A 14,952-nucleotide genomic window follows, 5' to 3' on the forward strand; every position below is an offset into this window, starting at 1 on the left:
GCCCATGGGGGAGGAGGTGGGGAGTCACCGAGTCCGAGGTTCCGGGGCTGACCGGAATCTGGTGCGAAAGGGAGATGCTCCGCCACCGATGCGGAGTGATCCGGGAACGGAGTTCTGCGTGGACATCGTCGTCAAGGGCCGCAAGACCGAGGTGCCCGAGCGGTTCCGGAAGCACGTGGCCGAGAAGCTGAAGCTGGAGAAGATCCAGAAGCTCGATGGCAAGGTGATCAGCCTCGACGTCGAGGTGTCCAAGGAGCCCAACCCCCGACAGGCCGACCGCAGTGACCGAGTGGAGATCACGCTCCGCTCCCGCGGGCCGGTGATCCGGGCGGAGGCAGCGGCAAGCGATCCGTACGCGGCGCTCGACCTGGCGGCGGAGAAGCTGGAAGCCCGGCTGCGCAGGCAACACGACAAGCGGTTCTCGCGCCGTGGCGCGCGCCGGATCCCGGCCTCGGAGGTCGCCGACCACGTCCCGGGCGCGGCAACGCTCAACGGGATGGAGCTGGCCGCTCCTCGGGAGGAGGAGCAGGAAGCCGTCCCCACGAAGAAGATCGGCTCCCTGGAGATCAAGGGTGAAGGCCCCCTCGTCGTCCGCGAGAAGACTCACGTCGCAGCCCCGATGACCCTCGACCAGGCGCTCTACGAGATGGAACTGGTCGGGCACGACTTCTACCTCTTCGTCGACTCAGAGACGAAGGAACCCAGTGTCGTCTACCGACGGCACGCCTACGACTACGGCGTGATCCACCTCAGGACGGACACGATGGTCACCCACGCGCACTCCCCCGAGGCGGGCGGTGCGCTCGGCGGCTGACCGTGCCGCGTGACAGCACAGCCGGTGCCCCTGGAGCGCTCGTGCGCCCCCAGGGGCACCGGCGTGCGACCACTTCGCGCCCCGCACCGTCGCCCCGGTGCCATCCGGGCATGAAATCATGGCCGGACGGTCCAACCGGTGGGCCGTTGCCTTGGGTTGGCGATGGCTCAGGACCACAGGCCACAGCCTCAGGGGGAGGAACGATGGCGGACAGCTTCGGACCGATGCGTGACGAGGATGCCGACGACGGCGTCGTCGGCATGGGCCCGGAGGCGGGCTCGGAACGCAGAGAGCCGATCAGAGTGCTGGTCGTGGACGACCACGCGCTGTTCCGCCGTGGCCTGGAGATCGTGCTCGCGGCCGAGGAGGACATCCAGGTCGTGGGCGAGGCGGGCGACGGGGCCGAGGCCGTGGAGAAGGCCGCCGACCTGCTGCCGGACATCGTCCTGATGGACGTACGGATGCCCAAGCGGGGCGGGATCGAGGCGTGCACCTCCATCAAGGAGGTGGCACCCAGCGCCAAGATCATCATGCTGACGATCAGCGACGAGGAAGCCGACCTCTACGACGCGATCAAGGCGGGCGCGACCGGATATCTGCTCAAGGAGATCTCCACCGACGAGGTGGCTACCGCCATTCGCGCGGTCGCGGACGGGCAGTCGCAGATCAGCCCGTCCATGGCGTCGAAACTGCTCACCGAGTTCAAGTCGATGATCCAGAAGACCGACGAGCGCCGGCTCGTGCCCGCGCCGCGCCTGACGGACCGTGAGCTGGAGGTGCTCAAGCTCGTCGCCACCGGGATGAACAACCGGGACATCGCCAAGGAGTTGTTCATCTCCGAGAACACCGTGAAGAACCACGTGCGCAACATCCTGGAGAAGCTCCAGCTGCACTCCAGGATGGAGGCGGTGGTCTACGCGATGCGGGAGAAGATCCTCGAGATCAGGTGAGGGCCGCCGGTGACGGTCAGGCGGTCGCGCGGGCCAGTTCCCTGACGAGGGGCTCGCGCAGGTCCGGCGCGTCGACGCGCTCGACGCGGACGTCCGTGCAGTCCACCCAGCTCGCCGCCTCGACCAGGGCCTGCGCCACGGCCGGGACCGCTTTGGGGCCGTCCAGCGTGACCTGCCTGGCCACCAGGGTCCGGCCCTCGCGGGCCGGGTCCACGCGGCCGACCAGGTGGCCGCCGGCCAGGACCGGCATCGCGAAGTAGCCGTAGACGCGCTTGTGCTTGGGGACGTAGGCCTCCAGGCGGTGGCTGAAGCCGAAGATCCGCTCCGTGCGGGCCCGCTCCCAGATCAGGGAGTCGAAGGGGGACAGCAGCGTGGTGCGGTGGCGGCCGCGCGGGGATGTCTCCAGGGCGGCGGGGTCGGCCCAGGCCGGCCTGCCCCAGCCCTCGACCGTGACCGGCACCAGGCCGGAGTCGTCGATCACCGCGTCGACCTGCTCGCCCTTGAGGCGGTGGTAGTCGGCGATGTCCGCGCGGGTGCCGACGCCCAGCGCCTGTCCCGCCAGGCGGACCAGGCGGCGCAGGCACTCGGCGTCGTCCAGCTCGTCGTGCAGCAGCTCCTGCGGGACGGCGCGTTCGGCCAGGTCGTACACCCGCTTCCAGCCGCGGCGCTCCACGCAGACGACCTCGCCGTACATCAGCGCGCGCTCCACGGCGACCTTCGTGCCCGACCAGTCCCACCAGTCGTTCGTCTTCTTCGCGCCGCCCAGCTCCGTGGCCGTGAGCGGGCCCTCGGTGCGCAGTTGCTTGATGACCTGGTCGTAGACGCCCTCGGGGAGCTCGTGGTGCCAGTGCGGGCGGTCGCGGTAGGCGCGGCGGCGGAAGGCGAAGTGGGGCCACTCCTCGATGGGCAGGATGCAGGCGGCGTGGGACCAGTACTCGAAGGCGTGCGTGTCGCGCCAGTAGGCGTGCTCGACGGTCTTGCGGCCCACCGCGCCGAGGCGGGCGTAGGGGACCAGCTCGTGGGAGCGGGCCAGGACGGAGATGGTGTCGAGCTGTATCGCACCCAGGTGGCGCAGGACGCCTCGGACGCCGGCGCGGCGGTCGGGGGCGCCGAGAAAGCCCTGGGCCCGCAGGGCGATGCGGCGGGCCTCGTGTGCGGAGAGTTCTGCGGTGGGGCGCGGGGTCGTCATGGCATCGCACGATAGGGGGTGGGACTGACAGTCCGGCTACCCCCGGGCGGGCAGGTAGGGAGCCGTCGAGGGCAGGCCCAGGTCCGAGGGGAGGAGAGAGCCCACCCAGCAGTCGCGGCGGACTCCCTTGTTGTCGAGCGCGGAGCGCAACGTGCCCTCCAGGGTGAAGCCCGCGCGTTCCGCCACCGCGCGGGAGGCCTGGTTGCCGACCTCCGCACGCCATTCGACGCGGTCGATCGAGGCGTGTGTGAAGGCCCAGCGGCAGGCGGCGAGGACGGCCTCCGTGATGTAGCCGTGGCCGCGGTGTTCCTTCACGGCCCAGAAGCCGATCTCCGCGACGCCCGCCGAGCGCGCCATCAGGCCGATCACGCCCGCCAGTTCTGCGCCCTCCCCGGAGCGCAGGAAGACGCCGAAGGTGAACTCCGTGCCCCGCGCCCAGCCGTCGGGGACCTGCTGTTCGGTGAAGGCGCGCGCGTGCTCCGGGAGGTACGGCGAGGGGATGGTGGTCCAGCGCTGGATGTCGGGGTCCTGGGCGGCCGTGTGGACGGAGCCGGTGTCCTGGGGGCCGACCGCGCGGAGCACCAGGCGGTCGGTGGTGAGCGTGACGGGGTCCATCGGCCGATTCTGCTCGAGGAGAGCGGGACGGGACCATTCCTGCGCCGGCTGTGAGGGCGCGGTCGCGGATCGTGCGAATCGGCGGCGGGATGCGGCACCATCCGAGGGGGCCGGACGTTGTCCCTTCGAAGCAGACGTGAAAAGAGAAATGACGCAGCGGACGGTCACCGCTCACGGCAGGCTCCCGGCGTGGCGGGGTCCTCGCATACGATGGCCGTTGCTCAGTGAGTCAAGTGGTAACCGACCGTCCCAGGCCCGACCGGCAAGGAGACCAACCCCCGTGTCCGTCCTCTCGAAGATCATGCGTGCAGGCGAAGGCAAGATCCTGCGCAAGCTGCACCGCATCGCGGACCAGGTCAACTCCATCGAAGAGGACTTCGTCGACCTCTCCGACGCCGAGCTGCGGGCCCTCACCGATGAGTACAAGGAGCGGATCGCCGAGGCTCTCGCCGCGGAGCCCGACGAGTCCAAGCACGACGAGGTCATCGACAAGACCCTCGACGACCTGCTCCCGGAGGCGTTCGCGACCGTCCGCGAGGCCGCCAAGCGCGTCCTCGGCCAGCGCCACTACGACGTCCAGATGATGGGCGGCGCCGCCCTGCACATGGGTTATGTCGCCGAGATGAAGACCGGTGAGGGCAAGACCCTGGTCGGCACCCTGCCCGCGTACCTGAACGCGCTGTCCGGGCGGGGCGTGCACATCGTCACGGTCAACGACTACCTGGCCGAGCGCGACTCCGAGATGATGGGCCGCGTCCACCGGTTCCTCGGCCTGTCCGTCGGCTGCATCCTCGGCAGCATGACGCCGGCCCAGCGCCGCGAGCAGTACGCCTGCGACATCACGTACGGCACGAACAACGAGTTCGGCTTCGACTACCTGCGCGACAACATGGCGTGGTCCAAGGACGAGCTCGTCCAGCGCGGCCACAACTTCGCCATCGTCGACGAGGTCGACTCCATCCTCATCGACGAGGCCCGCACGCCGCTGATCATCTCCGGTCCGGCCGACCAGGCCACCAAGTGGTACGGCGACTTCGCCAAGCTGGTCAAGCGGCTCAAGCGCGGCGAGCCCGGCAACCCGCTCAAGGGCATCGAGGAGACCGGCGACTACGACGTCGACGAGAAGAAGCGCACCGTCGCCATCCACGAGTCCGGCGTCCAGAAGGTCGAGGACTGGCTGGGCATCGACAACCTGTACGAGTCGGTGAACACCCCGCTCGTGGGCTACCTGAACAACGCCATCAAGGCCAAGGAGCTTTTCAAGCGGGACAAGGACTACGTCGTCATCGACGGCGAGGTCATGATCGTCGACGAGCACACCGGCCGTATCCTCGCCGGCCGCCGCTACAACGAGGGCATGCACCAGGCGATCGAGGCGAAGGAAGGGGTGGAGATCAAGGACGAGAACCAGACGCTCGCCACGATCACCCTTCAGAACTTCTTCCGCCTGTACAAGAAGCTCTCCGGCATGACCGGTACGGCGATGACCGAGGCCGCCGAGTTCCACCAGATCTACAAGCTCGGCGTGGTCCCCATCCCGACCAACCGGCCGATGATCCGCAAGGACAACCCGGACCTCATCTACCGCACCGAGGTCGCCAAGTTCGAGGCGGTCGTCGACGACATCGAGGAGAAGCACCGCAAGGGCCAGCCGATCCTCGTCGGCACGACCTCCGTGGAGAAGTCGGAGTACCTGTCCCAGCAGCTGAGCAAGCGCGGCATCCAGCACGAGGTGCTCAACGCCAAGCACCACGAGCGCGAGGCGCAGATCGTCGCCCAGGCCGGCCGCAAGGGCGCCGTCACGGTCGCCACCAACATGGCCGGCCGTGGTACGGACATCAAGCTCGGCGGCAACCCCGAGGACCTCGCGGAGGCGGAGCTGCGCCAGCGCGGCCTCGACCCGGAGGAGCACATCGAGGAGTGGGCCGCGGCCCTGCCCGAGGCGCTCAAGCGGGCCGAGGCGGCGGTCAAGGCCGAGAAGGAGGAGGTCGAGAAGCTCGGCGGCCTCTACGTGCTCGGCACCGAGCGGCACGAGTCGCGGCGGATCGACAACCAGCTGCGCGGCCGTTCCGGCCGTCAGGGCGACCCCGGTGAGTCCCGCTTCTACCTCTCCCTCGGCGACGACCTGATGCGGCTGTTCAAGGCGCAGATGGTCGAGCGCGTGATGTCGATGGCGAACGTCCCCGACGACGTGCCGATCGAGAACAAGATGGTCACGCGCGCGATCGCGTCCGCCCAGTCGCAGGTCGAGACGCAGAACTTCGAGACCCGTAAGAACGTCCTGAAGTACGACGAGGTCCTCAACCGGCAGCGCGAGGTCATCTACGGCGAGCGCCGGCGCGTCCTGGAGGGTGAGGACCTGCACGAGCAGATCCAGCACTTCATGGACGACACCATCGACGCCTACGTGCAGGCGGAGACCTCCGAGGGATTCCCCGAGGACTGGGACCTGGACCGGCTGTGGGGCGCCTTCCGGCAGCTCTACCCGTGCAAGGTGACCATCGAGGAGCTGGAGGAGGCGGCCGGCGACCGGGCCGGGCTGACCGCCGAGTTCATCGCGGAGTCCATCAAGGACGACATCCACGATCAGTACGCGGCGCGTGAGGCGCAGCTCGGCTCCGAGATCATGCGTGAGCTGGAGCGCCGGGTCGTGCTGTCGGTCCTGGACCGCAAGTGGCGTGAGCACCTGTACGAGATGGACTACCTCCAGGAGGGCATCGGCCTGCGGGCCATGGCCCAGAAGGACCCGCTGGTCGAGTACCAGCGCGAGGGCTTCGACATGTTCCAGGCCATGATGGAGGGCATCAAGGAGGAGTCCGTCGGCTACCTGTTCAACCTGGAGGTGCAGGTCGAGCAGCAGGTCGAGGAGGTCCCCGTCGAGGACACCAAGCCGGTGGCCGACCTCGAGAAGCACGACACCGTGCCGGCGCAGGCCAACGCCCGCCCGGAGATCCGCGCCAAGGGGCTCGACGCCCCGCAGCGGCGGGATCTGCACTTCGTCGCGCCGACCGTGGACGGCGAGGGCGGTGTCATCGAGCGTGACATCCACGCCGACGACGAGCCGGTGCGTTCCCCGGCCGACGGCCTCACGCGGGCGGAGCGCCGCAAGCAGGCCAAGGGCGGGCGGCGCCGCAAGAAGTGACGTGAGCTCCGCGCGGAGCCGCGTGTGAGGAAGGGCCGGGCACCTCCAGGTGCCCGGCCCTTGTGTGTGCGACGGGTTCAGTGCTCGGCGGTGTGCCGCATGCGGGGGCCGCCCAGCTCCACGGCCGTGCAGCGCCAGCGCAGGTCCCGGCCCCGCTCCAGCCGGAAGGCCATGGCGCGCAGCTGGTCGCCGGCGCCGATCCGGGCGAAGACCTCGAAGACGCCCGGGCGGGGTTCGAAGTAACCGATGTCGCGGACGGCCGGGCGGGCGCCCCGGGTGCGCAGGGGGCCGCGCTCGGCGAGCCAGGCGAGTTCGTCGTAGGCGCGGCCCGCGGTGTGCCGGAGCATCCAGTGGACGGGGCGCTGGCCGCTGAGCACCAGCAGGAGGCGGTCGGCGAAGACGTCGGTGGGGCGTGGCTGCGGGGCGGCCGGGCGGGGCAGGTACCGGGCGGGGACGGGCGCGTCGGTCACCGGGACGGCGGCGCCGGTGGCCGGGGCCGGCCGGCCGGGGGCCGCTGCCGGGCGGCCGTCCGCCGGCCCGGTGCGGGGCGACGTCCGTGGTGAGACCGGTGGGCGGCCGGCTCCCGGGGCCGTGAGCGGCCTGGTGCCGCCCGGGGTGCGCGGCGGTGTGCCGCCCGGGCGGCGGGAGTCGCGGCGGCCGGGCGGGCGGCTGCCCGGCTGGTGGTGCTGTGCCCTGCTCATCACCTTGTGCACGAGTGGTCCCCGTTTCGACGGGCCCGGGTGAGTACCGGGCGGTAACTTGCGGTCGCTGATCTTGTACGGGGCCGTGAGGTGCGGCGGCAAGGAAGGCGGCCGCGCGTCGGGCGGGCCGCGATGTTCACTTATCCGGGTGACCGAGGGGGTTCCGGAGCCCGGGCCGACGGGGTGGTGCCGGGTGAATCGCGGGCCCGGGGCTGACGTGTGCGGAGTGCCGGACGGGGCCCCGAAAGGGGACGCCCGCACGTATCCTGAAGGCCCTCCGGGCGGGGGCGGCAGCCGCCCCCACCGGGGCCTTTGCGGCAGTCCCCGACGACGAAAGCGGCCGACCATGCGCGTCTACGTCCCCCTGACCCTCCCCGGTCTCGCCGAGGCGTACAAGACGGGTGAACTGGGGGCCGGGCAGTTCGTCGCGTACGCCGTGACGCCCGCGCTGCGCGAGTGGTACCTCTCCGACGACATCGAGGAACTGGAGTACGCGGCGCTGAGCCGGGCCGCGCTGGCCTCGCTGCGGCTGCTGGCGGCGGATCCCGGGGCGCCGCGGCGCCGGGTCGTGGTCGCCGTCGACGTACCCGACCGGGCGGCGAGCGCCGACCCCGACCGGGGGCTGGACCCGGCCGCGCTCGGCGAGGTGCGGGTCGCCGGGACCGTACCGCTGGCCAAGGCGGCCGCCGTGCACGTCGACGCGGCGGACGCGGAGGCGGACGTGGCGGCGGCCGCGGCGGCGCTCAAGGCGGCGGACGGCGGGGACGACGACGCGCAGTTCGTCGTGGACGGGGCCGAGGACCACGAACTGCTCTGGTACGCCACGCAGGAGATCCCGAACCTGGTGGGGCTCGCGGACTGAGTCCCGGGGCGCCTTCGGGGCGCATTGACCTGCTCGTCCCTCGGGTGTCAGTGGGGGCGGGTACGGTCTTGCGCATGAGGAAGGTGACGGGCGCGCACATCGTCTGGGACTGGAACGGGACGCTGTTCCACGACATCGACGCGATCATCGGGGCGACGAACGCGGCGTTCGCCGAGCTGGGGCTGGAGCCGCTGACGCTGGAGCAGTACCGGCAGCTGTACTGCGTGCCGGTGCCGAAGTTCTACGAGCGGCTGATGGGCCGGCTGCCGACCGAGGCCGAGTGGGAGCTCATGGACGAGATCTTCCACCGGTACTACGCCGAGCACCGGGTGACGTGCGGGCTCGCCGAGGGGGCCGCGGAGCTGCTGGCCGGGTGGCGGTCGGCCGGGCACAGTCAGTCGCTGCTGAGCATGTACGTGCATGAGGAACTCGTGCCGCTGGTGCGGGGGTTCGGGATCGAGCCGCACTTCGTACGGGTGGACGGGCGGACCGGGCCGTCCGGGGGCAGCAAGGCCGAGCACATGGTGCGGCATCTGGAGGCGCTGGTGGATGTGGTGCCGGAGCGGACGGTGGTGATCGGGGACGCGGCGGATGACGCGGTGGCCGCGTTGCATGTGGGGGCGCGGGCTGTGCTGTACACCGGGGGGTCGCACAGCCGGGTGAGTCTCGAGGCGGTGGGGGTGCCGGTGGTGGATTCGCTGGAGGAGGCGGTGGCTGAGGCGGAGCGGTTGGCTGCGGCCTGAGGGGCCGGGCTGGGCTGCTGCCGGTTGTCCTGCGGCCGGGCTCTGAGTGCTGTGGGCTGTGAGGTGCCCGGCGTGGGGGCTGGGCCGGGTGGGTTGCGCAGCCCGGCGCTACGGGGTGCCGCCGCGCCCACCCGTGCCGCCCCGGGCGGCACGCGTGCCCGCGGTTTCGGCGGTCGGCCTGCGGGTGCAGGTGACTGCGGGCTGCGTCGGTCGGCGGCTGTGAGGTGCCCGGTGTGGGGGCTGAGGCCGGGTGGGTCGCGTAGCCCGGCGTTGCGGGGTGCTGCGGTTTCGGCGGTCGGCCCGGGGGCGCGGGGTGTGGGTGCCGCGGGTCGCGGCGGTCGGCCTGGGGTGCGGGTGCCGCGGGGTGCCGTGGTCGGTCGGTGGCTGCACGTACGTGTGGCGGGCGGGGGCCGAAGGGGCGTAGCGGGCCGGTCTTCAGTCCGGGCGGCCCGGCGCACTGTGCAGAACGTCAAACTTCCACCCCCGGTTTTGTACACATACGGCTCATGACGGGCCCCCTGTAAGGAGCGATAGCCTGGTGGCGTGATCAGCGCGATAGTTCGCGGGGGCGTCACTGTCCCTGCCCTGCGCCCGGAGAGCACGGACGACATCCGTGTCCGGGTGGCGGTCGCTGGTCTTCGCGGGCGGGACGGGACATCGACGATTCCCGGGACGCCGAGCACTCCCCGGGCCGCAGCGTCGCAGACTGCGGCGTCCTGTGCGACGGGCAGCTCAAAAATGGCTCAGAAACCCCCGCATTTCTCGCCCTGCGGCATAGCGTCGGAACAGACCGGATACCCCGCGTCACGACGTGACGCTGGCAGGGCAGAGACCGTACTTCCTTCTACGTCACGCAACGGCGCGCGACAGGAGCCAGAGGACAATGCAGACCAAGCTGGACGAAGCCAAGGCCGAGCTGCTCGAGAGGGCCGCCCGGGTAGCTGAGAACAGCCCGGTCGGAGGGCACCTACCGACCGGGACGACGAGCGAGGGCGGCCCGGACACCCCGGACAGCGACTCCGTGCTCGCGTTTCTCCAGCGCTACTACCTGCACACCGCACCGGAGGACCTCACCGACCGTGACCCGGTCGACGTCTTCGGGGCCGCCGTGTCGCACTACCGGCTGGCCGAGAACCGCCCCCAGGGCAAGGCCAACGTGCGGGTCTACACCCCGACGGTCGAGGAGAACGGCTGGACGTGCACCCACACCGTCGTGGAGGTCGTCACCGACGACATGCCGTTCCTCGTCGACTCCGTGACGAACGAGCTGACGCGGCAGGGCCGCGGGATCCACGTCGTCATCCACCCGCAGTTCGTGGTGCGGCGCGACGTCACCGGCCGCCTCATCGAGGTGCAGCCCGGCCCGCCCGCCGGTGACCTCCCGCACGACGCGCACGTCGAGTCGTGGATCCACGTCGAGATCGACCGCGAGACCGACCGCGAGGACCTCAAGCAGATCACCGCCGACCTGCTGCGGGTGCTGTCCGACGTCCGCGAGGCCGTCGAGGACTGGGGCAAGATGCGGGACGCGGCCATCCGGCTGGCGGAGGGGCTGCCGGGCGAGCCCGTCCCCGCCGACCTGCCCGGACCGCAGGTCGAGGAGGCCCGCGAACTGCTGCGCTGGCTGGCCGACGACCACTTCACCTTCCTCGGCTACCGCGAGTACCAGCTGCGCGAGGACGACTCGCTGGCCGCCGTCCCCGGCACCGGCCTCGGCATCCTGCGCTCCGACCCGCAGCACGCCGGCGACGACCAGCACCCGGTCAGCCCGTCGTTCGAGCGGCTGCCCGCCGACGCCCGCCGCAAGGCCCGCGAGCACAAGCTGCTGGTGCTGACCAAGGCCAACAGCCGGGCGACCGTGCACCGGCCGTCGTACCTGGACTACATCGGCGTCAAGAAGTTCGACGCGGAGGGCAACGTCGTCGGTGAGCGGCGCTTCCTGGGCCTGTTCTCCTCCGCCGCCTACACCGAGTCCGTGCGCCGCGTCCCGGTCATCCGACGCAAGGTCGAGGAGGTGCTGGAGCGCGCCGGCTTCTCCCCGCACAGCCACGACGGGCGGGACCTGCTGCAGATCCTGGAGACGTACCCGCGGGACGAGCTGTTCCAGACGCCCGTCGGCGAACTCCAGTCCATCGTCACGTCCGTGCTGTACCTGCAGGAGCGGCGGCGGCTGCGGCTGTACCTGCGGCAGGACGAGTACGGGCGCTACTACTCGGCGCTCGTCTACCTCCCGCGCGACCGCTACACCACCGGCGTACGCCTGCGGATCATCGACATCCTCAAGGAGGAACTCGGCGGCACCAGCGTCGACTTCACGGCCTGGAACACCGAGTCGATCCTCTCCCGGCTGCACTTCGTGGTCCGGGTCCCGCAGGGCACCGAGCTGCCCCACCTGTCCGACGCCGACAAGGAGCGCATCGAGGCCCGGCTCGTGGAGGCCGCCCGCTCCTGGGCCGACGGGTTCGCCGAGGCGCTCACCGCCGAGATGGGCGAGGAGCACGCGGCGGAGCTGCTGCGCCGCTACGCCAACGCCTTCCCCGAGGGCTACAAGGCCGACCACACCCCGCGCAGCGCGGTCGCCGACCTCGCGCACCTGGAGCAGCTCGACGAGGAGCGCACCTTCGCGCTCAGCCTGTACGAGCCGGTGGGCGCCACGCCCGAGGAACGCCGGTTCAAGATCTACCGCCGGGGCGACGCCATCTCCCTGTCGGCCGTGCTGCCGGTGCTGAACCGGCTCGGCGTCGAGGTCGTGGACGAACGGCCCTACGAGCTGCGCTGCGCGGACCGCAGTGTCGCCTGGATCTACGACTTCGGGCTGCGCATGCCCACCCCCAGGAGCGGCGCGGCCTCCTTCGGCGACGACGCCCGCGAGCGGTTCCAGGACGCCTTCGCCGCCACCTGGACCGGCAAGGCGGAGAACGACGGCTTCAACGCGCTGGTGCTCAGCGCCGGGCTGACCTGGCGGCAGGCGATGGTGCTGCGCGCGTACGCCAAGTACCTGCGCCAGGCGGGGTCCACCTTCAGCCAGGACTACATGGAGGACACCCTCCGCAACAACGTCCACACCACCCGGCTGCTCGTCTCGCTGTTCGAGGCGCGGATGTCGCCCGACCGGCAGCGCGCCGGGCACGAGATCGTGGACGCCCTGCTGGAGGAGGTCGACGCGGCCCTCGACCAGGTGGCGAGCCTCGACGAGGACCGCATCCTCAGATCCTTCCTCACCGTCATCAAGGCGACGCTGCGCACCAACTTCTTCCAGCAGGCCGAGGACGGCCGGCCGCACGACTACGTCGCGATGAAGTTCGACCCGCAGGCCATCCCGGACCTGCCGGCGCCGCGCCCGGCGTTCGAGATCTGGGTGTACTCGCCGCGCGTCGAGGGCGTGCACCTGCGCTTCGGCAAGGTCGCCCGAGGGGGCCTGCGCTGGTCGGACCGCCGTGAGGACTTCCGCACCGAGATCCTCGGCCTGGTCAAGGCGCAGATGGTCAAGAACACCGTCATCGTGCCGGTCGGCGCCAAGGGCGGCTTCGTCGCCAAGCAGCTGCCCGACCCGAGTGTGGACCGCGACGCGTGGATGGCCGAGGGCATCGCCTGCTACAGGACGTTCATCTCGGCGCTGCTCGACATCACCGACAACATGGTCGCCGGTCAGGTCGTGCCGCCCGCCGACGTCGTCCGGCACGACGGGGACGACACCTACCTCGTGGTCGCCGCCGACAAGGGCACCGCGACCTTCTCCGACATCGCCAACGAGGTCGCCGGCACGTACAACTTCTGGCTCGGCGACGCCTTCGCCTCCGGCGGCTCGGCCGGCTACGACCACAAGGGCATGGGCATCACCGCCCGCGGCGCCTGGGAGTCCGTCAAGCGGCACTTCCGCGAGCTGGGCGTGGACACCCAGAGCGAGGACTTCACGGTCGTCGGCATCGGCGACATGTCCGGTGACGTGTTCGGCAACGGCATGCTGCTCTCCGAGCACATCCGCCTGGTCGCCGCCTTCGACCACCGGCACATCTTCCTCGACCCGGACCCGGACGCGGCCGTCTCCTACGCCGAGCGCCGCCGCCTGTTCGAGCTGCCGCGCTCGTCCTGGGAGGACTACGACAAGGAGCTGCTGTCCCAGGGCGGCGGCGTGTTCCCGCGGACCGCCAAGTCCATCCCGGTCAACGCGCACGTCCGCCAGGCCCTCGGCATCGAGGACAAGGTCACCAAGATGACCCCGGCCGACCTGATGAAGGCCATCCTCAGGGCGCCGGTGGACCTGCTGTGGAACGGCGGCATCGGGACGTACGTCAAGGCCTCCACCGAGTCCCACGCGGACGTCGGCGACAAGGCCAACGACGCCATCCGCGTCGACGGCAGCGACCTGCGCGTCAAGGTCGTCGGCGAGGGCGGCAACCTGGGCCTGACCCAGCTCGGCCGGATCGAGTTCGCGCTGCACGGCGGCCGGATCAACACCGACGCCATCGACAACAGCGCGGGCGTGGACACCTCCGACCACGAGGTGAACATCAAGATCCTGCTCAACGGCCTGGTCGCGGACGGCGACATGACCGTCAAGCAGCGCAACAAGCTGCTCGCCGAGATGACCGACGAGGTCGGCCGCCTGGTGCTGCGCAACAACTACGCGCAGAACACGGCGATCGCCAACGCCCTCGCCCAGTCCAAGGACATGCTGCACGCCCAGCAGCGCTACATGAAGCACCTGGTGCGCGAGGGCCACCTGGACCGGGCGCTGGAGTTCCTGCCCACCGACCGCCAGATCCGCGAGCGGCTCGCGCAGGGGCAGGGCCTGACCGGCCCGGAGACGGCCGTCCTGCTGGCGTACACGAAGATCACGGTCGCCGAGGAACTGCTGCACACCTCACTGCCCGACGACCCGTACCTGCGGGGACTGCTGCACTGCTACTTCCCGACCGCGCTGCGCGAGCAGTTCCCCGACCAGATCAACAGCCACCCGCTGCGCCGTGAGATCACCACGACCGTGCTGGTCAACGACACGGTCAACACGGGCGGTACGACGTACCTGCACCGGCTGCGGGAGGAGACCGGGGCGTCGCTGGAGGAGATCGTCCGGGCGCAGACCGTGGCCCGCGCGATCTTCCGGTCGGCCATCGTCTGGGACGGCGTGGAGGCCCTGGACAACAAGGTCGAGGCGGCCGTGCAGACCCGGATCCGGCTGCACTCGCGCCGCCTGGTGGAGCGCGGCACGCGCTGGCTGCTCAACAACCGGCCGCAGCCGCTGCAGCTCGCCGAGACGGTGGAGTTCTTCTCCGAGCGCGTCGAGCAGGTGTGGTCGCAGCTGCCGAAGCTGCTGCGCGGCGCGGACCTGGAGTGGTACCAGAAGATCTACGACGAGCTGACCGGCGCCGGGGTGCCGGACGAGCTCGCCACCCGGGTCGCCGGGTTCTCCTCCGCCTTCCCGACCCTGGACATCGTGTCGGTGGCCGACCGGATGGGCAAGGAGCCGCTGGACGTCGCCGAGGTGTACTACGACCTCGCCGACCGGCTGCGCATCACCCAGCTGATGGACCGCATCATCGAGCTGCCCCGCGCCGACCGCTGGCAGTCCATGGCCCGCGCGGCGATCCGCGAGGACCTGTACGCGGCGCACGCGGCGCTCACCGCGGACGTGCTGGCGGTGGGCAACGGCTCCTCGACGCCGGAGCAGCGCTACAAGAAGTGGGAGCAGAAGAACGCGGCGATCCTCGGCCGGGCACGCACCACGCTGGAGGAGATCCAGAGCTCGGAGACGTTCGACCTCGCCAACCTGTCGGTGGCGATGCGGACGATGCGGACGCTGCTGCGCACGCACTCGTAGGCGAAACGGGCCGTGAGGGCGCCCCGGGCTGTCGTGACGGCGGCCCGGGGCGCCGTGCCGTGCGGGCCTTCTTGGCGTGCCTTAGGGGGAATCGAGTGGAGGACTTACCGTTTCC

At 70.7% G+C, this 14,952-nt stretch carries 9 protein-coding genes; 6 read left to right on the forward strand and 3 right to left on the reverse strand.

The features are described 5' to 3' along the window. The first annotated feature begins 118 nt into the window (after positions 1-118). Entirely contained in the window at positions 119-814 is a 696-nt protein-coding gene (raiA, locus tag AB0K80_RS06975; RefSeq protein ID WP_365666659.1) for a ribosome-associated translation inhibitor RaiA, read from the forward strand. Between the two features lie 203 nt (positions 815-1,017). Continuing rightward, positions 1,018-1,764: a response regulator transcription factor gene (locus AB0K80_RS06980; protein WP_365666661.1), complete on the forward strand. Its 747-nt coding sequence runs from the start codon at positions 1,018-1,020 to the stop codon at positions 1,762-1,764. Between the two features lie 16 nt (positions 1,765-1,780). On the opposite strand, the gene AB0K80_RS06985 is transcribed toward AB0K80_RS06980, so the two are convergent. Both AB0K80_RS06985 and AB0K80_RS06990 read right to left on the reverse strand, forming a co-directional pair. Beyond that, positions 1,781-2,953, reverse strand: a complete 1,173-nt coding sequence (locus AB0K80_RS06985; RefSeq protein WP_365666664.1) for a crosslink repair DNA glycosylase YcaQ family protein — start codon at positions 2,951-2,953, stop codon at positions 1,781-1,783. 36 nt (positions 2,954-2,989) lie between these two features. Then, a complete protein-coding gene (locus AB0K80_RS06990) occupies positions 2,990-3,568 on the reverse strand; it encodes a GNAT family protein (protein WP_365666667.1) in 579 nt (192 codons plus the stop codon). Between the two features lie 280 nt (positions 3,569-3,848). On the opposite strand from AB0K80_RS06990, the gene secA reads away from it, so the two are divergent. Then, positions 3,849-6,710: a preprotein translocase subunit SecA gene (secA, locus tag AB0K80_RS06995; protein WP_365666669.1), complete on the forward strand. Its 2,862-nt coding sequence runs from the start codon at positions 3,849-3,851 to the stop codon at positions 6,708-6,710. Between the two features lie 77 nt (positions 6,711-6,787). On the opposite strand, the gene AB0K80_RS07000 is transcribed toward secA, so the two are convergent. Beyond that, on the reverse strand, positions 6,788-7,423 hold the full coding sequence (locus tag AB0K80_RS07000; protein ID WP_365666671.1) for an Rv3235 family protein: 636 nt from the start codon (positions 7,421-7,423) through the stop codon (positions 6,788-6,790). A gap of 334 nt (positions 7,424-7,757) precedes the next feature. Here AB0K80_RS07000 and AB0K80_RS07005 point away from each other — a divergent pair, with 334 nt between their 5' ends. The 3 genes from AB0K80_RS07005 to AB0K80_RS07015 all read left to right on the forward strand — a co-directional run bounded on the left by AB0K80_RS07005 (position 7,758) and on the right by AB0K80_RS07015 (position 14,837). Then, entirely contained in the window at positions 7,758-8,273 is a 516-nt protein-coding gene (locus tag AB0K80_RS07005) for a hypothetical protein (RefSeq protein WP_365666674.1), read from the forward strand. A 74-nt stretch (positions 8,274-8,347) separates the two neighbouring features. Next, on the forward strand, positions 8,348-9,016 hold the full coding sequence (locus tag AB0K80_RS07010; RefSeq protein WP_365666676.1) for an HAD family hydrolase: 669 nt from the start codon (positions 8,348-8,350) through the stop codon (positions 9,014-9,016). Between the two features lie 883 nt (positions 9,017-9,899). Next, on the forward strand, positions 9,900-14,837 hold the full coding sequence (locus AB0K80_RS07015; RefSeq protein ID WP_365666679.1) for an NAD-glutamate dehydrogenase: 4,938 nt from the start codon (positions 9,900-9,902) through the stop codon (positions 14,835-14,837). The last annotated feature ends 115 nt before the right edge of the window (positions 14,838-14,952 follow it).

Source organism: Streptomyces sp. NPDC052682, from assembly GCF_040678435.1.
Lineage (GTDB): Bacteria > Actinomycetota > Actinomycetes > Streptomycetales > Streptomycetaceae > Streptomyces.